Origin of the sequence: Prevotella sp. TCVGH, assembly GCF_023522295.1 — a bacterium.
In the GTDB taxonomy this organism is placed as follows: Bacteria; Bacteroidota; Bacteroidia; order Bacteroidales; family Bacteroidaceae; genus Prevotella; species Prevotella timonensis.
On sequence record NZ_QFFX01000008.1, the window covers coordinates 1 to 20,929 of the forward strand.

Annotated in this window: 17 protein-coding genes and 2 tRNA genes; 5 read left to right on the forward strand and 14 right to left on the reverse strand. The window is 43.0% G+C overall.

The window, feature by feature from the left end; translation table 11 throughout:
- The first annotated feature begins 80 nt into the window (after positions 1–80).
- On the forward strand, positions 81–1,328 hold the full coding sequence (locus DEM91_RS02500) for an amidohydrolase family protein (protein WP_249857880.1): 1,248 nt from the start codon (positions 81–83) through the stop codon (positions 1,326–1,328).
- A gap of 120 nt (positions 1,329–1,448) precedes the next feature.
- Here the strand turns inward: DEM91_RS02500 and DEM91_RS02505 are convergent, their stop codons facing one another.
- From DEM91_RS02505 to DEM91_RS02530, 6 genes are all read right to left on the reverse strand, one after another.
- Positions 1,449–2,621 carry an MFS transporter gene (locus tag DEM91_RS02505; RefSeq protein ID WP_249857881.1) on the reverse strand — a complete coding sequence of 391 codons (1,173 nt, stop codon included), beginning with the start codon at positions 2,619–2,621 and terminating at the stop codon, positions 1,449–1,451.
- Between the two features lie 264 nt (positions 2,622–2,885).
- On the reverse strand, positions 2,886–4,427 hold the full coding sequence (locus tag DEM91_RS02510; protein WP_195252967.1) for a YifB family Mg chelatase-like AAA ATPase: 1,542 nt from the start codon (positions 4,425–4,427) through the stop codon (positions 2,886–2,888).
- A 10-nt stretch (positions 4,428–4,437) separates the two neighbouring features.
- Complete coding sequence (locus DEM91_RS02515) at positions 4,438–5,433, reverse strand: TlpA disulfide reductase family protein (protein ID WP_249857882.1); 996 nt, start codon at positions 5,431–5,433, stop codon at positions 4,438–4,440.
- A 14-nt stretch (positions 5,434–5,447) separates the two neighbouring features.
- Entirely contained in the window at positions 5,448–7,121 is a 1,674-nt protein-coding gene (locus DEM91_RS02520; RefSeq protein ID WP_249857883.1) for a tetratricopeptide repeat protein, read from the reverse strand.
- Between the two features lie 35 nt (positions 7,122–7,156).
- Positions 7,157–7,242: transfer RNA gene (locus DEM91_RS02525), tRNA-Leu, on the reverse strand.
- A 103-nt stretch (positions 7,243–7,345) separates the two neighbouring features.
- Positions 7,346–7,418, reverse strand: a tRNA-Gly gene (locus DEM91_RS02530).
- Positions 7,419–7,727: 309 nt separating this feature from the next.
- Between DEM91_RS02530 and DEM91_RS02535 the strand changes: the two genes are divergently transcribed.
- Both DEM91_RS02535 and DEM91_RS02540 read left to right on the forward strand, forming a co-directional pair.
- Positions 7,728–9,776, forward strand: coding sequence for a protein-disulfide reductase DsbD family protein (locus tag DEM91_RS02535; RefSeq protein ID WP_249857884.1), 2,049 nt, complete (start codon positions 7,728–7,730; stop codon positions 9,774–9,776).
- A 145-nt stretch (positions 9,777–9,921) separates the two neighbouring features.
- The gene (locus tag DEM91_RS02540; protein ID WP_249857885.1) at positions 9,922–11,214 is read left to right on the forward strand and encodes a serine dehydratase subunit alpha family protein; all 1,293 of its coding nucleotides are present in this window, start codon (positions 9,922–9,924) and stop codon (positions 11,212–11,214) included.
- A gap of 275 nt (positions 11,215–11,489) precedes the next feature.
- Here DEM91_RS02540 and DEM91_RS02545 read toward each other — a convergent pair whose 3' ends face one another.
- Positions 11,490–13,631, reverse strand: coding sequence for a GH92 family glycosyl hydrolase (locus DEM91_RS02545; RefSeq protein WP_410525617.1), 2,142 nt, complete (start codon positions 13,629–13,631; stop codon positions 11,490–11,492).
- Between the two features lie 222 nt (positions 13,632–13,853).
- On the opposite strand from DEM91_RS02545, the gene DEM91_RS02550 reads away from it, so the two are divergent.
- Positions 13,854–14,819 carry a transporter gene (locus DEM91_RS02550; protein ID WP_249857886.1) on the forward strand — a complete coding sequence of 322 codons (966 nt, stop codon included), beginning with the start codon at positions 13,854–13,856 and terminating at the stop codon, positions 14,817–14,819.
- A gap of 183 nt (positions 14,820–15,002) precedes the next feature.
- Here DEM91_RS02550 and DEM91_RS02555 read toward each other — a convergent pair whose 3' ends face one another.
- From DEM91_RS02555 to prmC, 7 genes are all read right to left on the reverse strand, one after another.
- The gene (locus tag DEM91_RS02555) at positions 15,003–15,290 is read right to left on the reverse strand and encodes a GNAT family N-acetyltransferase (RefSeq protein WP_249857887.1); all 288 of its coding nucleotides are present in this window, start codon (positions 15,288–15,290) and stop codon (positions 15,003–15,005) included.
- Positions 15,291–15,314: 24 nt separating this feature from the next.
- Positions 15,315–15,878, reverse strand: coding sequence for a hypothetical protein (locus DEM91_RS02560; RefSeq protein ID WP_249857888.1), 564 nt, complete (start codon positions 15,876–15,878; stop codon positions 15,315–15,317).
- The gene (locus tag DEM91_RS02565; RefSeq protein ID WP_008123617.1) at positions 15,871–16,284 is read right to left on the reverse strand and encodes a hypothetical protein; all 414 of its coding nucleotides are present in this window, start codon (positions 16,282–16,284) and stop codon (positions 15,871–15,873) included. The genes DEM91_RS02560 and DEM91_RS02565 overlap by 8 nt, the downstream gene beginning before the upstream one ends.
- 62 nt (positions 16,285–16,346) lie before the next feature.
- Positions 16,347–16,985: an orotate phosphoribosyltransferase gene (gene pyrE / locus DEM91_RS02570; RefSeq protein WP_195254032.1), complete on the reverse strand. Its 639-nt coding sequence runs from the start codon at positions 16,983–16,985 to the stop codon at positions 16,347–16,349.
- 896 nt (positions 16,986–17,881) lie between these two features.
- Entirely contained in the window at positions 17,882–18,598 is a 717-nt protein-coding gene (locus DEM91_RS02575; protein WP_249857889.1) for a ComF family protein, read from the reverse strand.
- The gene (locus DEM91_RS02580) at positions 18,570–19,058 is read right to left on the reverse strand and encodes a regulatory protein RecX (protein WP_249857890.1); all 489 of its coding nucleotides are present in this window, start codon (positions 19,056–19,058) and stop codon (positions 18,570–18,572) included. The genes DEM91_RS02575 and DEM91_RS02580 overlap by 29 nt, the downstream gene beginning before the upstream one ends.
- A 23-nt stretch (positions 19,059–19,081) precedes the next feature.
- Positions 19,082–19,933, reverse strand: a complete 852-nt coding sequence (gene prmC / locus DEM91_RS02585) for a peptide chain release factor N(5)-glutamine methyltransferase (RefSeq protein WP_249857891.1) — start codon at positions 19,931–19,933, stop codon at positions 19,082–19,084.
- Positions 19,934–19,954: 21 nt separating this feature from the next.
- On the opposite strand from prmC, the gene ribD reads away from it, so the two are divergent.
- Complete coding sequence (gene ribD / locus DEM91_RS02590) at positions 19,955–20,914, forward strand: bifunctional diaminohydroxyphosphoribosylaminopyrimidine deaminase/5-amino-6-(5-phosphoribosylamino)uracil reductase RibD (protein ID WP_249857892.1); 960 nt, start codon at positions 19,955–19,957, stop codon at positions 20,912–20,914.
- Positions 20,915–20,929: the final 15 nt, after the last annotated feature.

Below are 20,929 nucleotides of genomic sequence, written 5' to 3' on the forward strand. Positions count from 1 at the left end.
CTTCACGCTAAGTGAATGATAATGAACAGTTAATAAATTACAAATATTTTCCAATTATTTGGAAAGCAACATAGAAGACTATGAAAAGAAAATTTTTTAATGCGAAATTTTATCGCAACAGTTCAGCAACGGAAATGATTGTGGAGAATGGCAAGATTGCTCAAATTGGCAATAATCTGCCTAAATGTGACGAGGAGATTGACCTGAAGGGTAAGTTTGTGCTTCCTCCTTACGTAGATCCACACTTGCACTTAGACTATGTTTACACGCTGGCAGAGATGGAAGGTATTGGCGCTGCATCAGGTACGCTTTACGAGGCTATTGAGAACTGGCCCAAATATAAGGCAACAATGACCATAGAGGGTGTGAAGAAGTTGGCACGCAAGGGTATTGAGGACGAAGTATCACAGGGTGTACAGTTTATCCGCGCACAGACCGACGTCACCGATCCAAAGTTTATCGGCTTCAAGGCTCTTATGGAACTGAAAGAAGAGATGAAGGATATTGTAGACATCCAGGTAGTTGCTTTCCCACAAAACGGTATGTACACCTACAAGGGTGGAAAAGAATTGGTGGAAGAGGCTCTGAAAATGGGAGCTGACGTGGTTGGTGGTATTCCACACTACGAGCCCGCAAGAGAGTTTGGTGAGAAATCTATCCACGATATTGTTGAAATGGCGATGAAATACAACGTGCTGATTGACGTTCACTGCGACGAGACCGACGACACCATGGCAAGATTCGTAGAGATTTTGAACGCACTGGTATATCTCGAGGATTATGGTACAAAGACCACCGCCAGTCACACTTGTTCGTTCGGTTCGGCTGACAACTCGTACGCATACAGAATGTTCGACATGTTTAAGAGAAGTAAGATGAACTTCATCTCCTGCCCCACAGAGAACGCATACCTGCAAGGTCGTCAGGATACTTATCCAAAACGTCGCGGTTTGACACGTATCAAAGAGTTCATGCACATGGGTATCAATGTTGCACTGGCTCAGGACTCTATTAACGATCCATGGTATCCATTAGGAAGCGGTAATATGATGAATATTCTGGATAATGCCATTCACCTATCACAATATGCAAGCCCAGAGGAAGTAGAAAATGCTTTCGATATGATTACTTACAACGGTGCTAAGTGTTTGAACATCCATAACGCATACGGACTGGAAGAAGGCAAGGATGCTAACTTTATCGTTCTGGACGGCGACAGCTCATGGGATTGCATCCGCAGACGTGTTGGTGTGCTGGCTTCTGTAAGAAAGGGTGAATTCTTGTTTAAGAAGAAACCGACAGAATATGAGATTCCTTTCAAGATGTAAGGACAAAAATAACGAGCGAACAAGTTGAGAAATTGACTGTTCAAACTCTAAAGTTATAATCACAAAAAAGGCTACTATCGAAAGAAGTAGCCTTTTTTGTGATTATATTTTACTTGTAAATTATCCTATCCGACGCAATGTGTGTCTTGCAAAGATAGAAATAATCATTCCTGGAACCGCCATTACTACCGCATACCACAACAGGCTGAACGCTCCAAAGCGTATCAACAGCAGTCCTGCAATCCAAGTTGTGACCATAATAGAGAGGTTAAACATGCACGACTGCACCGACATTGCCACATCCTTGGCTTTCTCTACTTGGTTGCCCACAGCTGCCTGGAACAACGTAACGAGTGGTCCAAATGACAATCCCCACAAGAAGAAACCGAAATGAGAAATGCCGCTGGCACCCTTAAAGAAGTAGAACAGCAACATAGCGATGCCAAGGAGAGCAAACATCAACACAGTAAGCTCACGCAGATACATGTCAATATACTTCGTAGCAATAATAATGGAAATCAAAGAACCGATGCCGAAAACAAGCAACGCCATCTCGACGCCACCTTCAATGCCTATCTCTCCTACCAATTGGGTAATGTAGGTATAGACTCCATAATGTCCACAAACGCCCAACAAGGTGAGCAAAATAATGAGTAGGATGGACTTATTCTTGAGCATGGCGAATGGTGAAGTGCTCGATGTGAGCTTCTCGCCCGGTGTTGACGGCAACATGAAGAGTGACAACAAAGCAATCAGAGCCACCAAGAGACCTAATACAATGAACTCAATGCGCCAACCAAACTGATCACCAACAGAGGTCATCAAAGGCATTCCAAGGCTAATACCTAACGTGTTGCCTGCCATAATAACGGCTACAGCTCTACCTTGATGACTTGGTTCAACGAGTCGCATACCATAGGCTGCAATCATGGGCCACATCACTCCTGCACTGATACCACCAATGAAACGCAGTGCCAATATCAGATAGTAGTTATGCACCAAACCCGACAAGATGTTACAAATCGCAAAGCCGATTAGCAACAGTAACAGTAGGTTTTTGCGGTTGAGGTGCATTGTGGCAGAAATGAGAGGAATACCAAAGATTGCCGAGGCAAGAGCATATAAGCCGACCATTCGACCGGCTTCAACTTCATTGATTTCTAAGTCTCCCATAATCTGTTGTAACACGCCTGAAGGCAGTAATTCCGACAAAATTCCGACAAAAGTGACCGATGACATCAAAATCATCAGCACCCAAGGAAATAATCCTGTTGTTTTGTTTTCATGTACCATACGTCTAATTGTTTAAGTAAGTTTTTCCAAAGATAAACAATTAAAAGGTACATTACAAATTTTCGATGATAAATTTACATATCATTTGCTTTATCCAATTTTTCCGAACAATTGGATGTAAATACGAACTAAAATGCAGCGGTTCATCAAGCGAATTAGGAATGCGTTCAATTATTGAAGAACAAAAAAATGTATAGGAATAGGGAACTTTTCGTACGTTTATACAAAAAGGAAAGAAAGGATTAACCTAAAAGGAACAACAATTTATCTTTCCGCCCAATCGCCACGATCTAAATTGCGATAACTAATCGCCTCAGCCAAGTGTTCGGTCAACACTTCTGGAGACGCGGATAAGTCTGCAATGGTACGAGCGACTTTCAAGATACGACTATAGGCACGAGCTGACAGGCTCATCCGCTCCATAGCAACTCGCAACATCTCTACCCCATCCTGATTGGGTTCGGCATATTGATGTATCATGCGCTCGGTCATTTGGGCATTACAATAGATACCCTTGTGGTTTTGAAATCTCTCTGTCTGTATGGCACGTGCTTTCAGCACCCTTTGCCGAATATCTGCACTCGGCTCTCCAGGTTTTGTTCGAGAGATGTCCTTAAAAGGTACGGGGGTAATTTCGCATTGAATATCGATGCGATCCAGCAAAGGTCCACTGATTTTGTTCATGTATCGCTGTATTTGCCCTGGCGTGCAGACGCAAGTATGTGTAGGATCGCCATAATAACCACAAGGACACGGGTTCATGGAAGCAATAAACATGAAATTGCAAGGATACTCAATGGTGTATTTGGCGCGCGATATTGTAATCTTTCTATCCTCTAAGGGTTGGCGCAATACCTCTAAAGTTGTTTTCGAAAACTCTGGTAATTCGTCACAAAATAAAACACCATTGTGTGCTAAGGTGATTTCACCTGGTTGCGGTGTGCTTCCCCCTCCCACCAGTGCCACTTCGCTAATGGTGTGGTGAGGAGACCGAAATGGTCGCTGGGCAATTAAAGATGTTCCTGCTCCCAATTTGCCTGCTACGCTGTGTATCTGTGTGGTTTCCAAACTCTCAGAGAGCGTAAGCGGTGGGAGTATCGTGGGTAATCGTTTTGCCATCATTGACTTTCCACTGCCAGGAGGGCCAATCATAATCAAATTATGACCTCCAGCAGCAGCCACTTCCAATGCACGCTTCACATTCTCCTGTCCACGTACATCACTAAAATCAAGATCAAACTTATACTGATGCTCATAAAACTCTGCCCGAGTATCGATGACTGTCGGTTGGAACGTCTTGGTGCCTGTTAAAAACTGAATGACGTCAGCCATAGAATCCATACCATACACATCAAGTTGATTCACCACTGCGGCTTCTCGAACATTGGCTGTAGGAACGATAAGTCCTTTAAACTTCTCTTTTCTGGCACGTATGGCGATGGGCAACGCTCCTTTCACTGGTTGCAAAGTACCGTCCAAGCTCAATTCGCCCACCATCATATATTGCCCCAAGATTTCGGACGTAATGCTCCCATTGGCTGCTAAGATGGCAATGGCTAAAGGCAGGTCGAAACTACTACCCTCTTTTCTAAGGTCAGCAGGAGCCATATTTACCGTAATGTCAGCATGGGGAAATTTATAGCCGTTGTATTGCATGGCAGAGGCGATACGGCTTCTTCCTTCTTTTACAGCTTCGTCGCCAAGGCCTGTAAAATGATACATCACCCCATTGGTGAGGCTAACTTCAATGGTGACAGTTGTCACATCTAATCCATTGACTGCCGCACAATACGTTTTAATGAGCATAATAATTGGTTTATAGAAGCGTCTTTATCTTTGTGACAAGAGCCTCTGTGTCAAGTCCACGCGCTACAACACGTCCGTTTTTCAATAGTATGTTATCTGGAATAGACGAAAGTCCTAATTGATGAGCCAATTTACTTTCAAACATTTGTTCATCACAGACATTAGACCACTGGATAGAATCTCTCTGCAAAATATCCCGACAATCTTTCTTACTGGCATCTAAGGAAATGCCGACCACCTTCAGTTTGGCGCCATTCTTCTTTTGCAAATCGTGTATTTGGCGCAACATGTCTAAGCTTGGATAATTCCAAGAAGCCCAGATATGAATGACCACAAGTGGACTCTGACTAAGAGCAGAAGAGGTAATGGTATTCCCTTTTAGATCGATGGTTGTGAAAGAAGGCAATGTACCACCTTGTACAACATGACCAGCAGACAACTGTTTTTGTAATTTTATCAGCGAAACATTGTTGGCTTGGTGTTTCACCATGACATCTACCAACTGCTTTGCCTTAACGTAATCGGGCTTTGGAGTTTTCAAAAAATACTTCATTACCAAATATTGAGCACCGATAAGTTGAGGATTATCGTGTACATATTCCTCCACGTACTTAAGAATTTCGGGTGGCGATGCATTGGAGATTTTCTTGCGGAACTTTGACATTGTTTCATTTTCTTTCGTTCCGTCTACTTGCAGTTCTTTTAGTCGTGAGGCATCGCCCTTCACGTCAACCGACTTACCAGGCTGTGCAAAAACTGGTTGCTCTGAAAAATTAGGGAATACAATCGAAAGGATTCCTTCTTTTTCACAAGGAATCTCGTAGGTAAATCGACCGCCTTGAACCTTAATGGTGTCCAAGCCATCTATGATGCCATCGGGACTATAAACGTAAAACTCACCCTGGTTCATGTGTAAAAGCTGTCCATCAAGCTTAAAATGGTGGCTATCTGTTCCACACGACACACAAACCAGCGTGAGCAAAATAAGGTATGCAATATGCTTCATTGCAAAAATAAGTCTTATCTCAAGATAGACAATTCAAGATCTTGATCAGCGTATGTTTTCAATGCAGGATTTTTCTTTAGCGCTTCTTTCAAATAAGAATCGGCAGCAAACTTATTGCCTCGACGAGCTGCTACAATGGCATGCAAATAATCGGTCATAGCATTGGGATTCTTCACATTGTCCAATGTTGCAGCAGCTGCGGCATAGTTCTTATTCATCAACTGTGCCAAAGCAGCACTATTGCTGATAATGCCTTCGAAATCTTTTTCTGCTTGAGCGTAATTACCTTTCGCCAAATTGAGACTACCGATAGCTACATTGATGTTCTGGTCACCTAATGCCTTCGCAATATCCGTTTCTGCCTCTTTGAGGTTGCCATTCTGCAACTCCAAAATACCCAAGTTTGCCAAAGCCTCTGACGCTTGTGGGTTGATACGCAAAGCCTGCTCGAGATAGCGAGTTGCACCCATTTCATCGCCTTTCATAAAAGCCATCGTAGCCAAGTTATTGAAAGCGCGATAATCTTTGTCATAGTAAGAAGCTGTGCGCTTATAGATTTCTTCTTTTTCTGCTTGATTGTCTACCAACGAAGCATAATATAACATTTCATCAGCACTCAACTTCGTTGCATCTGCCGCATATTGCTCTTTAATTTGATCGTCACTTCTACCAATTGTTTCATAATTGATAATTAAGCGTGAACGACGCAATTCGGGAAGAATACCATCTGCTAATTCGCGGAAAGCCTGACTCATATTGCGAATTTGTTGTTCTCTCTGCTCGGGATCTTTGTACATGGATAGCACACGCAAGATAACATCCTTGTCTTGAATATTGCTGGCTTGCACCAATTTCTGGAAGCCGTCCCAATCTTGAGCCGTATAATGCGCATCAACACCTGTAGCAACTCCTGTTTGTTTGAGTTGTGACTTCACGTAAGACTCTGAAGTGTTTTGGCGTTTGTTGGCAAGTTTGTCGTTAAAGCTATACCCACCTTCAGGAGACGCATAAGCCTGAACTTCCACGTTACGAATGTTCAGTTTCTCGCGATCTGCATTGATGCGTTTGAGCATGGCAACGAACTCTTGCACAGAGTTGTTTTTCAATTCACTTCTTCGCAGATTGGCTTGATTAACCAAGAACTTAATATTAGCCTCTTGTTTCTTGGCATTCACCCGCTGAAAACTATCAGGTGCCAAGCATCCACCATCACTCAACAAAAGCTGCTTATACAGTTCAGAGGTTGCAATGACACCAGTAGCTACTTTCACAGCTGGGATTTTCACTGTCTTATTTCCTCTTTTTGCCATGAAAGTTAAGTACATCTCACTTTGCTGCATGGCTGGAACAAAATCGAAAGCTGTCTTCATGGTGTAACGACCCCCTAAGCGATAGGAAATCATCTGGTCATTTCCCAAAACTTTTTCTCCCTGGAACGTGGTAGCAGCACCTTTTGCAACCTGTCCATTTCCATATCTCAACTCAGGAACAACCGTTACTACTGCATTTTTCTTCATATATTTTTCAGGGAACGCTCCAGTAATGGTAGCTGGAACTTGACCGCCTTTTGTTTCCAATGGGTTGGGAGTAACGGTAAAATTGTTAGCCGACAGCGGACCCATTTTTGAACATGAACTGAATGCGAACGCTGCACATACAGATAAAGTAAAGATGAGATTTTTGCACATAGTAATAAATAGTAATAATATTTTTCTTGAAAGTGTGCCGCGAGCGGGACTCGAACCCGCACAGCCATTACTGGCCAAGGGATTTTAAGTCCCTCGTGTCTACCAATTCCACCATTGCGGCAAATCATTCATATCGTCATCTTCTATTGTTTGTCAACGAAAGAAGTCACTTTCTTAGCTATGACTAACAAAAATGATGACTTTCTAAAAGTGTAAAAAAAAAGAGCGGCAAACGAGACTCGAACTCGCGACCCCAACCTTGGCAAGGTTGTGCTCTACCAACTGAGCTATTGCCGCATTTTTTACAGTTTGCAAAGGTAGCATATAATCTTGTAAGTCACAAAGATTTTCACACATTTTTAATATTTTATTTCTTCGATTTCAAAATGAGTACACCAACCTTCTCTTTTTTACAAATATACATTTGTCTATTTCGCTATAATTATATATTTTTGCACCAATGTCTTTTTAGATACGAAAGACTGGACTCAAAATACTTGAAAAATGTGTTATCATGGTTGTACAAAGAAGCGAAGCATGAACACAAAGCGTTACGCTACATCAATAATAAATGACTATCCAAAAAAAAATAAAAACGTAAATAAAATGAAGAAGAGATTAACACTGGCAATGCTGCTGTTCATTGCTTTGTTTGCCAATGCGCAGATGGTAGACCCCATACAGTCATCGGCTCAGCTTAAAACGAATAATTCTGCAGAGGGCGAAATTATATTTAGCCTCAAGATTGACAAAGGATGGCACGTCTATTCTACCAACTTAGGCGCAAGTGGTCCTATAGAAGCCTCTATTCACATAAACAAGATGGATGGCGTAGAGAAGGTGGGAAAACTAATGGCACGAGGCAATGAAATCTCCAAGATGGATAACCTCTTTAACATGAAGCTACGTTATTTTGAAAATAATGCGCAGTTTGTACAGAAAGTGAAATTCACCAAACCCAAATACAACTTGGATGTTTATTTGGAATTCGGTGCTTGCAATGATGCTACTTGCATGCCTCCACAAGAAGTATCTTTTAAGAAGTCGGGGACAGCACCTACATTTGACGCAAAGGCTGCAACCCCTCAAGAAGACAAAAAGGTAGCTACAGAAGAGCAAGAGACATCTCTCCCTGCTACGGATACCACACAAGTCCTGCCTCAGGACTCTGTCAAAGAGGCTGCCGTTGACTCTTCTGCGACTGCCGTTGGCACTGATTTATGGCAGCCTGTTATTCAAGAACTGCAAGCACAAGATGGTCGTTCAGAAAAGAATAGTTCTATTTGGTATCTCTTCATCATGGGATTTGCGGGTGGACTGCTGGCTCTTTTCACTCCCTGCGTATGGCCTATCATCCCCATGACCGTTAGTTTCTTCCTCAAGCGCAACAAGGATAGAGCAAAAGGAATGCGCGATGCCATTACTTATGGATTAGCCATTATTGTAATTTTCCTATCATTAGGATTGATAGTCACCGCACTTTCCGACCCACATAAACTAAACGAATTAGCCACCAGTGCTGTCTTCAACATTTTCTTCTTCCTCCTTTTAGTGGTGTTTGCATTGTCCTTCTTTGGATGGTTCGAACTGCGATTACCTGAATCTTGGGGAAACAAGATGGATAGCAAGGCCTCCTCAACAACTGGTCTACTATCTATTTTCCTAATGGCATTCACCCTTGTGTTGGTATCTTTCTCCTGTACAGCCCCTATCGTAGGTTTCTTATTGGTACAAACGGCAACCTCAGGCAACTGGATTGGTCCAGCCATTGGCATGTTTGGCTTTGCCTTGGCACTTGCTCTCCCCTTTACATTGTTCGCACTGTTCCCCTCTTGGCTCAAACAAGCACCTAAGTCGGGTTCTTGGATGAATATCATCAAGGTAACACTGGGATTCATTGAATTGGCTTTTGCGCTCAAATTCCTCTCCGTTGCTGATTTGGCATACGGCTGGCACATCCTTGATCGTGAGGTCTTCCTCTCACTATGGATTGTCATCTTTGGTATGATGGGACTCTATCTCATTGGTAAACTCAAGTTCCAAAGTGACATGATTGGCGGTCAAGACAAGCCTATGCCGGTAGCATGTATCATGCTTGGCTTGATTTCCTTGGCATTTACAGTTTATATGGTGCCAGGGCTATGGGGTGCACCCGTCAAGGCTGTTAGTGCTTTTGCACCACCTATCAACACACAGGATTTCAATCTAAATCAAAAAGAGGTGCATCCTGCCTATACCAACTACGAAGAAGGCATGGCAGCTGCTAAAGCACAAGGGAAGCCAGCTTTTGTAGATTTCACTGGATTTGGCTGTGTCAACTGCCGTAAGATGGAAGCTGCTGTATGGACAGACCCATCGGTAGCCGAAATTCTCACCAAAGATTATGTGCTCATTTCTTTGTTCGTGGACGACAAAACGCCACTCAAAGAGCAAATAGAGGTTATCGACAACGGAAAGAAACGCACTTTGCGTACCATTGGAGACAAGTGGAGCTATCTGCAAAGCAATAAGTTTGGGGCTAACACCCAGCCTTTCTATGTTCCTCTTGACAACAACGGGAAACCTTTAGCTGGCTCTTATAGTTATAAGGAAGACGTTTCTGCTTATCTTGACTTCTTGCATAAGGGGTTGGAGCAGTATCAGAAACAAGACTAAGATGTCTACCTTTATAGGACAGGATAGACTGTTTTTTGAATGTCCGTCAATGTAACATTGAAAAACAGTCTATCCTCCTCCTAACCAAACCGATACACACGCATTACCTACAAAACACATATCCTTTTTTAGAACCTATAAAGAAATGCTCGAAGAAAACACCAGAAAACAAATTATCCAACTCATTCAGCAAGAAGTAGTCCCTGCCGTTGGATGCACAGAACCTATGGCTGTGGCACTTTGCACGGCAAAGGCAACAGAATTATTAGGGTGCCAACCCGAGAAGATTACGGCTCTACTGAGTCCAAACATCCTGAAAAATGCCATGGGAGTAGGCATTCCTGGTACAGGCATGATAGGACTTCCCATCGCAATTGCCTTGGGTGCCATTGTTGGTAAGTCGGAGTATCAATTGGAAGTGATTAAAGACCTAACTCCTGAAACGCTGGATGAGGGAAAAAAATATGTCAAAGAGAATAGAATCTCCATACAACTGAAACAGGACATTACCGAGAAGCTTTACATTGAAGTTATCTGCGAGACTGGTGAGAACCATGCCACAGCCGTCATTGCAGGAAGTCACACCCAATTCATTTACTTAGAGCAAAACAACCGTCCCTTACTTCAACAAGCGCATTCTTCAAGTTCTGAAGCACAAGGAGATGATATACAACTGGACTTTAGAATGGTCTACGAGTTCGCAACCACTACCCCATTACAAGAAATTGCCTTTCTATTGAAAACTAAAGAATACAATATGGAAGCGGCGGAACAATCCTTAAAGGGAAATTATGGTCACTGTTTGGGCAAGACTATGGAACGACCGCTAAGCCGTGGCATCTTTGGCAATAGCATCTACTCACACATCATTTCCAAGACTGCCTCGGCATGTGATGCACGAATGGGTGGCGCTATGATACCAGTAATGAGCAATAGTGGCTCTGGCAACCAAGGTATCTGTGCCACAAATCCCGTTGTAGTGTACGCAAGTGAAAACGAAAATACTGAAGAAGAACTGATACGTGCACTCACGTTAAGTCATCTTACCGTTATCTACATCAAGCAAAGCCTCGGCAAGTTGTCAGCCCTTTGTGGCTGCGTGGTTGCAAGCATCGGTTCGAGTTGTGGTATCACCTATTTAATGGGGGGCGACTATGCGCATATCTGTTATTCCATTAAGAACATGATTGCCAACCTAACAGGCATCATTTGCGACGGAGCAAAACCCAGTTGCTCATTAAAAATCAGCTCTGGCGTCAGCACAGCAGTACTCTCGGCATTGCTATCCATGGAGAACAAGCACGTCACCTCAGCCGAAGGCATCATTGATGAGGATGTAGATCGCTCCATCCGTAACCTCACCAGCATCGGTAAAGACGCCATGAACATCACCGATGAAATGGTATTAAAAATCATGACATCCAAACAGCACTGTTGAAGTTGATTCTATCAACCAAGTAAACAACGCAAGTTCAGACAAATCAAGTTTAACACATTTGTAGCATTTGTCGAAAACTTGCGTTCATCTTTTGCTTAAATATGCAATCCGTGTTGCTTATTACATTCGCTATTTAACTTCTCCCCCTATAAGTCATGAATCGTTTTACCGCGAAGGATAAGGATACAAAGGTATGACGAACAGCCAAAAAACGAGTGCCTCTTTTCTGAAAAGGGGCACTCGTTGATGTAATAATCGTAATCTCTTTAAGAACCTTATGGTCGCTTGTCTGTCATGAAGAACTCAAGCGTACCACCAGAAACAATATCTTTGTAATCAATATACAACTTTTTGTACGGACGTCCGTTCAACTTGATTTGCTGGACATACACGTTTTTTGCACTGTTGTTATGCGCAATGATAGTGAAAGTTTTGCCTTTACCGACATTCACGACTGCTTTGTCAAACAAAGGCGAACCGAACATGTATCGTCCACCTGCAGGCTCTACTTGATAGATACCCAAAGAAGAGAGAATGTACCATGCGGACATCTGTCCCACATCTTCATTTCCACTCAGTCCGTCGAAATCATTGTGGTACATAGTCTTCAGCACCTCACGTACTTTCTCTGCCGTTTTATCATGCTGCCCCACATAGTTATACATATATAAGATGTGATGACTTGGCTCATTGCCATGTGCATACTGTCCGATCAAACCCGAAATGTCTGGAGAAGCGTTCTCTCCCAAATCTCCAGAGATAGTGAACAGCGAATCAAGCTTAGTGACAAACGGGTGTTTCCCATCAAAAAGTTTGATCAGTCCAGGCACATCATGGGGCACAAGCCATGTATATTGCCAGGCGTTTCCTTCGGTATAATCGTCATTACGGTGTGAAGAATGGAAGGGATTGAATGGTTCACGGAACTTTCCGTTGTCGACACCTCGCATAAAACCTGTTTTCTTGTCGAAATAATATTTATACGACTTGCTGCGATTGAAGAAGTATTGATAGTCTTTTTTCTCTCCCAACAACTTGGCAACCTTAGCAACACAGGCATCTGCCAAGGCATATTCCAAACCTTTTGCCACAGTTTCAAAGGTAGAGTCTCGATTCCAAGGAATATAACCAAACTTTTTGAGGTTGTCTAACGAACGCTCATCAAGCAACGAAGAGGTTCGCATCGCCTCATAAGCGGCTTTCTTGTCTACATCAAAGCCTTTGAGAACGATGTCGGCAAGCACTGGAATGCCGGGATTACCCACCATACAGTCGGTTTCATTGCCTACAAGATGCCATACAGGAAGTTTTCCTTGCTGCTGGAAGATATGTAAAAAAGTCTGTGCAATGTCACGTTGCTTTTCTGGATGAATAATCGTCATCAATGGATGGGCAGCCCGATAAGTGTCCCAAAGTGAAAGGGTCGTATAATTAACAAAATCACCCTGATAAATCTTTCCATCACTTCCACGATATTGCCCATTCACATCTGAGAAGACAGAAGGGGCTATCATGGTGTGATATAAGCCTGTGTAGAATATCGTCTTGTCGTCTAATTTCGGTGTTTCAACCTTAATTTTGCCCAATTCATCGTTCCATGCAGCATCAGCTTCTTGTGCCACTCGGTCAAAATCCCAGTCTTTTATTTCTGCTTTCAGATTGGCTTTTGCATTATCCACGCTCACCGCAGAGATACCCACCCTCACCAACAAAGGTTTTGTGGCGTCATCAAAGGAAAAGACACCCACGCTGTCGGCTTGCATCTCTTGCAACTTCACCGCACGTGAGAACTCTGCCACGAAGTACACTCGCTGATCTTTTGCCCAACCTTCTGATAAGCGATAGCCACTTACAGTGGTTGGATTTTCCTGTGTGAGTTGGCACTTTGTCATCTTATCCCAACCGATACCTTGTTTCAAGTTCAGCTTTAACAAGGGCTGTTTACTACTCAATGGATAGGTGTACCGATGCATGCCTGCTCGCTGGGTAGCCGTTAACTCTACCAAGATTTTACTGTCAGCCAGTCGAACGGTATAATAACCTGGGCGCACATACTCGGCATCGTGCGAGAATCGCTCGGTATAAGTCTTGGCATCGAACGTTGGTAGAAAGGCAATATCGCCCAAATCGCCAATGCCAGTACCACTAAGGTGCATGTGCCCAAAGCCGATAATGAGTGAATCGCTATAATGATAGCCAGAACACCAATCCCACCCACGTGTAATCTGTGTCGGTCCCAACTGCACTGCACCAAACGGCACGTTAGCACCAAGGAACACATGTCCATGCCCACCAGTACCGATATATGGATTAACAAACTTGGTGAAAGAGTCTTGCGCTGCCGAGACAGACATACTGAAGCCAGCCAACACAAGAGCCAGCAGTTGAGTCTTAAGATAAAATTTTCCGAATTTCATAGGTTGTAATCATGAGTTTTTAGTTTGCAAACATCCTTTTCCATGGGATGCTCACTTTTGAAAGTGCTAAGATACGAAATTTATTTCGATAACCGACCCATCCTCCCTCTCATTTTTGCGCATAACAACAACGCACTTCACCCAAGACTGATAAACGAAAGGGGCAAAGATTTGTCAGTCTCAATATTTTTTGCGAATATTGCACCGTCAAATCAAAGAAATATGAGCATTATTAGATTTATCAAGAACTGGACGCTACCCATCTCCATGGCAATTGGTATGACGACTTACAGTGTGTTTGCTTTCATTCCCCCGTTAGATGGAGCAGCCACTTTTTTTGCTCCTATCATGGACGCTATCCTCCCTCTCTTCATGTTCCTCATTCTGTTTGTTACCTTCTGCAAGGTAGATTTTAGACGTCTAATACCGGTGAAATGGCACTTTTGGGTGGGTGTTTTCCAAGTAGTCTTTGTTTTGCTCATCATGGTTGTTATCTTGGGATGCAAGCTAACAGGCAACGCTCTTATCCTCATGGAAGCCTTGCTCACTTGTATCATTGGTCCATGTGCGGCGGCGGCGGCAGTGGTGACACAGAAGTTAGGTGGAAATTTGGAAGAGATGACGACATATACCTTTCTCTCTAACTTCATCACAGCATTACTCATACCCATTTGCTTCCCACTGATAGAGCATTCCGAACATATCACTTTTCTTAGTGCCTTCCTAAAAATATTAAACGAGGTGTGTATCGTATTGGTGGTTCCGATGTTCATGGCTTACATCGCAAAGCACCATTTTCATCGATTTCATCGGTGGGTCATCGGTATAAAAGACCTGTCTTACTACCTTTGGGGATGCTCGCTAATGATTGTTACAGGCACAACACTGAAAAACATTGTACACGCTGAGACAACCACTTCTTTTCTTGTCCTTATTGGCTTGCTTGGACTTGTACTATGTGTCACACAGTTTGCAGCAGGTAGAATGATTGGACAGCGCTTCGATGCGACGGTCAATGCAGGTCAAGCCCTTGGACAAAAGAACACCGCATTTGCCATTTGGATTGCCTACACCTATCTCAACCCCATTGCATCGGTTGGTCCGGGCTGTTACATCCTTTGGCAAAACATCATCAATAGTGTTGAAATTTGGCTTTATAGACGAAAAGGGTTGGAACGCTCTGCGTAATACTGAAAGCCAAAACCACCGATGCTCCACGCTTTTTATCGCTAACAAGCCATTCTCTCTGAACTACTCAGAAAAGCACCATGACACCTTATCTTTAACAACGAAAGACGCAAAAAGAACTAAAAACATTGCTACAAAAAACATTTCACGGAAAAGTCGTGGTGCAAAGACAAGGTTAAGAAGTCAAGTCGTCTGTTCTTCATCTATCCATAAGTCCTTGTAGGCGTCGTTTCTTTGCAGAATGACGCGTGCAAACGAACAAACGGGAAGTATCTTATAATGCTGTTCCCGTGCATAGGCAATCGCTGCCGACATCAACATTTTCCCGATGCCCCGCCCTTCTTGATAAGCATAGGTATGCGTAATCGTGAGGATGTTTTCATGTATTTCAAATTCAAGCAGTCCCACTTCATGTCCATCTTCTATGGCTTGAATTTTACAGGATGGTGTGTGAATATGAGTTTCTATCATCGGCAGTTGATTCTGAATAGATGTTTAATTGACGCTTAGTACTCCATGAGGACCCGTGGTCGTTGCACGGTATCGAGTTAATTTATACCCCGGTTCTCCCTGAACAATATTTCCACCTGTATTAAGATTATAAGTTCGGTGACATGCCTTACAAGAAGCAATGCCTGTAGACGAACAACTTAAAGGATAATCTTTCCGTGGTATCTGACGCCAATCAAAGCAGTTTGGGCATTGATTGTCGTACGCATAAAAAATAGCGGGCTGGTCGAGATTGCCATAGCCCACAATCACACCGTTGTTATAACCGATGATAAAGTGCATACGTTGCTCCTTTGCATGGAAGATGGACAAGCTCTGGTTGCCCTGATTGTTCTTAAAAAAGAAATGAGGTGCACCAGCTTTCATCGTTTGTTGAATTAAACAGTACACACCCGGTGATGCAGGATTCATGGCACTTGCAAGTGTCGCATCTTGATGTTCTTGGTTATTCACCAACAGGTGACATCTTACAGAACTGAATTCCTCTTTACTGTCGCCACAAGAAACCCATAAAAGTACGATACAAAAAAAGATAACGACTTTATTCATAGTGAATCATTTGTAACACGTCTGCCACTTTCTCAATCCCTTCTTGCAAAGGTTTCTTTATCATGCCTTTCATGAACATATTGACTTCTGCCTGAATTGTTAATTTCATCTTACTTGATTGTGCTGTCACAGGCACTATTTGTATCCACAACGTGAGTGGAATGGGACTTTGCTGTGTTTGGAACTTAATACATTTAGGTGCATCACGCTCAATAATATTCAATTGCACGGCTCCCAAGGGGGAATTGATGGACACCGAGTCGGCATCGAAATTCAAATCCTTGAGTTTATCTTCAGGTATCTTATCCCGAACTTTTTCCAAGTTGCTAAGATCGCTCAACATTTGGTACACTGCCAGTTGAGGATAAGGAATCTCTCGAATAGAACTTTCAAATTTCGCAGACATGCTTATATGGTTTTTGATAAATGAATAAAAAAGTTGGTAAGTTATTGACAATCCATTGGTGGCTACTTTCTCCAATTGGCAGGGTCTTCACGCCACTGGTGCAACAAGTCTAAGTCACGCTCTTGAATATAACCAATAGACAAGGCTTCTTCAACCATGTTTTCATAATCTGTCAAAGTAACTAATTGAAGGTTCGCCTCTTCAAAAGCTTTTGCTGCAACGGGGAAACCGTATGTAAACGACGCTACCATGCCCACAACATCGGCACCTGCTTTGCGTAAAGCCTCTACTGCCTTCAGCGAACTACCACCTGTAGACACCAAGTCTTCTATCACCACGACCTTTGCATTGGGCTTTAGCTCACCTTCTATCAAGTTTTCAAGTCCGTGGTCTTTGGGTTTGCTACGAACATAAACCATCGGTAAATTCAACGTATCTGCAATGAGAGCAGCCTGAGGTATGCCTGCCGTTGCCACACCAGCGATGACATCCACTTCGGGGAAATGCTCCAAAATGGCATGAACCATACCTATCTTTACAAACGTTCGTACCGCAGGAAACGAAAGTGTCTTGCGGTTATCGCAATAAAACGGAGACTTCCAACCCGATGCCCATGTAAACGGTTCATTAGGCTGAAGCTTTATGGCTTTGATTTGTAACAATTTTGAAGCAAATTCTCTTTTGAGCGTTGTCTTTTCCATAATTCATTGATATTTTTATTTTGCAAAGTTAAATGAAATACACAAGATAACAAAAAGTAACGCACGAAAATGCGTGGCTCTTTCACGCAAAAACAATATCTTTTGTTGTTGTAAACAGCGTAGAAGAAATCAACAACGAAATCAACAGAAAACACGAAAATGTAAGTGCAATATAAAAAAGGACAAAGAACGTGGACGTTCAAACGAAAAGAAAGAAATACGTTGTAACCTCTCTCCTAACTATCGTCAAAAGAGAATGACTGTAACTATGTGTTTAGGTTTTTTAGGTAGAACGGGACGTTCTTTCGTGAAATTTCTTTGGCGATAATGTTTTTAGATTCTTTTGTGTTTTTCGTTGTTAAAGAATGAAATGTCATGATGTTTTACTGTTAGTAGGCGAAATTGTTGATGCGCTGTATTAGAGGATAAAAATGCTGAATTTTCTTTACAAATAGCCTCTCATAACTCGCGTGAAAACAACCAACGGCAAAGTTGGTCGCAAATACGCGAATTATGAGCAACTTTTGTAATCTATTGTTATTGAGTATATTACGGATAAACTGTCTCTTTTCTATTCGATTCTTACCACTTTTCAGCGGCTAAAGCATTGAGATAAGCTTACTATTTGCATGCTTTAAGGCTGCTACTGTATGTGAATAACACCTCTAAAGAGTGTTTCCAAGACCGTAAAGTCAATGTTCTAACTTGAAAAGGTGCTTATTTTGACAAAATCAGCTTATTTTTGCAGTTCGTTTGCCTATTGATTTTTTCTATTTTGAAGATTTTGAATGGTCGTTTTTTGGTAAAATAATAGGACAAAAACAACGAAATAGATTTATCAAAAATGGTAAAAATTATCCAAATAGAGAATAGAGAATTTTGCGGATAGGCAGTGCTTATTTCTTTGTACACCCTAAAGCCAACACACTTATCTTGACCCTTCCGTCCCGTTGCAAAGTTTCCGCACAAGAACAGACGGTAGCACCTGTAGTTACAATGTCATCGATGAGCAGGACATGCTTCCCCACGATGAGGGTGCTATCGATGAGTTCAAAAGCATTTTCTACATTCTCTACACGTTCCAAACGATTCTTATGAGTCTGACTGCCATAGAACTGAATGCGCCGAACCACATTCTTTAAGATAGGGATACCGGTCACTTCGCTCACCCCTCGTGCTATCTCCTCGCTCTGATTGTACCCGCGCTTTCTTCTTCTGGAGCGAGTTAAGGGAATTGGCACGATGAAATCGATGTTTTCGAAGAATCCTGCCGCTCCAAACTCCACAGCGGTCAAACGTCCTAATTCTTCACCTACCTCGGGATGATAGTCATATTTCAGTACGTAAATCACATGACTCACCTCCGACTGTGCATAATAATAAAACAAGGCAGCAGCACGCTCAATGGGAATGCGTCCCCAAAACAATTTCGCCATATCGTTCTCGTAGGGGTTGAGTTCAAAATGTGTGCGTGGCAAATGCCGATTGCAGGAGACACACATCACTTGCTCCGAGACAGCTAACCTTCTTCCACAGACATAACACGAGCGTGGAGCTAAGATATCTAACAGTCGACTAAAAAAGCTAATCATCCGTCGGTATCTCCATGTCATCAATGCACTTGCGTATCACAGACAGTTCGAACCCTCTACCCAAAGCGTACTTCATGAGTTTCATGGCACACTCATAATCGTTGCGCCCTGTAATGGTTTTCCACTTTTTCGAGAGCAACGGCTTCAATACCTCGATATACCGCTCATCGGAAATCTCATCCAAAACTTTGCCATAAACATCTTTTGAAACTCCCTTTTGATACAAACCTTGCTCTATCTTTCGTCTTCCCCACTTGTCGTAAGTTAGTTTGTCGTGTGCGTAAGCATGTGCAAAACGTTCATCGTCAATGTATTTACCCGAGACCAACCGTTCAAGTATTCTTTCTTGCGCATCTTCTGCCATGCCCCACCTCATCATTTTTTGTCGCATCTCCCCACTTGAATGCTCTGCTTTGGCACACCAATTAGACAATTTCTGCCAAGCCTCCTGTTCTGTCACCTGCTTCTTTTCTTTCAACATATCTATTCCTTGTAATCCATTTGCTATCTATCTGGCACTGCTGCACAAACCATTCTTTCTTTCCCGAAGGTGTCTTTTCTAATCATAATACCGATGAAACCTTTGTTTTTAAGCATTTCCACAACAGCTTTTCGATAGAGAGGATTAATCTCAAAATACAATTTCCCATGTGATTTCAAAGCCGTCTTGGCATAATGCGCAATGGCGTCATAGAAAAGCAGAGGGTGATTTTCTGGCACAAAGAGTGCTTCTTTCGGTTCATACGAAAGCACATTCGGCTCCATATCTTCCGCCTCATGGGGACATATATAAGGAGGGTTAGAGACTATTATGTCCCATTTCATCGCATCATTTGGTGCATTCAGTGCATCTTGGCACACGATTGAAACCGTAGCTCCTAAGTCTCTTGCATTCTGATTTGCCACCTGAATAGCAGTCGTGGAAACATCCCAAGCAGCAACCTGCGCATGCTGTATCTCCAAACTCAGCGTAATGGCAATGCACCCCGAGCCTGTTCCTATGTCTAAGATGGTAGGATTTTTCAGTTTCGAGTCTTGTATGGGTTCAACAATCCACCTGCACAAATCCACCGTTTCATCTCGCGGGATCAACACTCCGGGAGCTACATGGAAGGTGCGACCACCAAATTCTTTCACCCCAAGAATATATTGCACAGGCTCAAAGCGTTGCAGACGCAAGATGATTTCTTGCAGCGATTGGCGTTCGTCTGTTGATAATTCACTAACTTTGCCACAAATAATATCGGTCAGCGACATGCCATAACGCACCTCAAGTACTGTTCTTATCAAAGCCTTTGCCTCGGTTTCATCGTAAAAGGGCGTGAGTTGCGACCACAACTGCTGATAATTTTTCATGACAACAAAAATAATAAAAATATGAATATCAACCAAGATGCCATTGACAAAATGTACATGCGCCGCTGCCTTCAGTTGGCGAAACACGGACGAGCATTGGCAAAGCCCAACCCCATGGTGGGGGCTGTGCTCGTATGTGGCAACAGAATCATTGGCGAGGGCTATCATATCAAATATGGTGAAGCCCATGCCGAGGTCAACGCCTTTGCTGCTGTTCGGCAACAAGACGAGCACCTGTTGCCCGAAAGTACGTTATATGTGAGTTTGGAGCCTTGCTGTCATTATGGAAAGACGCCTCCCTGCGCTGACCTCATCGTAGAGAAACGGGTAAAGAGAGTGGTCTGCGGATGTATAGACGTATTTGCAAAAGTGCAAGGCAGAGGTATCGACAAACTACGAAAGGCGGGTATTGAGGTAACGGTTGGTGTGTTAGAAGAAGAGTGCAAGCTGCTCAATCGTCAATTCAATGTGTTCAATACCCTGCACCGACCGTATATCTTATTGAAATGGGCACAAACTGCCAATGGTTTTATCGATGACAATGGGCGTGCCATTGCGCTGTCATCGCCATTCACAAAGATGCTCGTTCACAAGTTACGCAGCGAATACGATGCCATTTTGGTGGGGCGCATAACCGATGAACGCGAACATCCACAGCTCAATGTGCGTGAGTGGAGCGGTCCATCTCCCTTGCGCCTTGTCTTACATCACGGCATCTCCTTACCCGATTTGTTAGACGATTTATATCAACGCAATCTACAATCATTGTTAGTAGAAGGTGGTGCCACCACATTGCAGAGCTTCATCAATGCAAATCTATGGGACGAAATTCGCATCGAGACAGCACCTGTCACCGTAGCACAAGGCACCCCAGCTCCTCGTGTACCACAAGATTCAACCCTTATTCATCAGTGCCTCTATGGTGGAAATATCATAGATACTTTCTATCGAGCTACTAAAAACGAATGTACTTTACGATAAAAAGGCTGAGCGAAA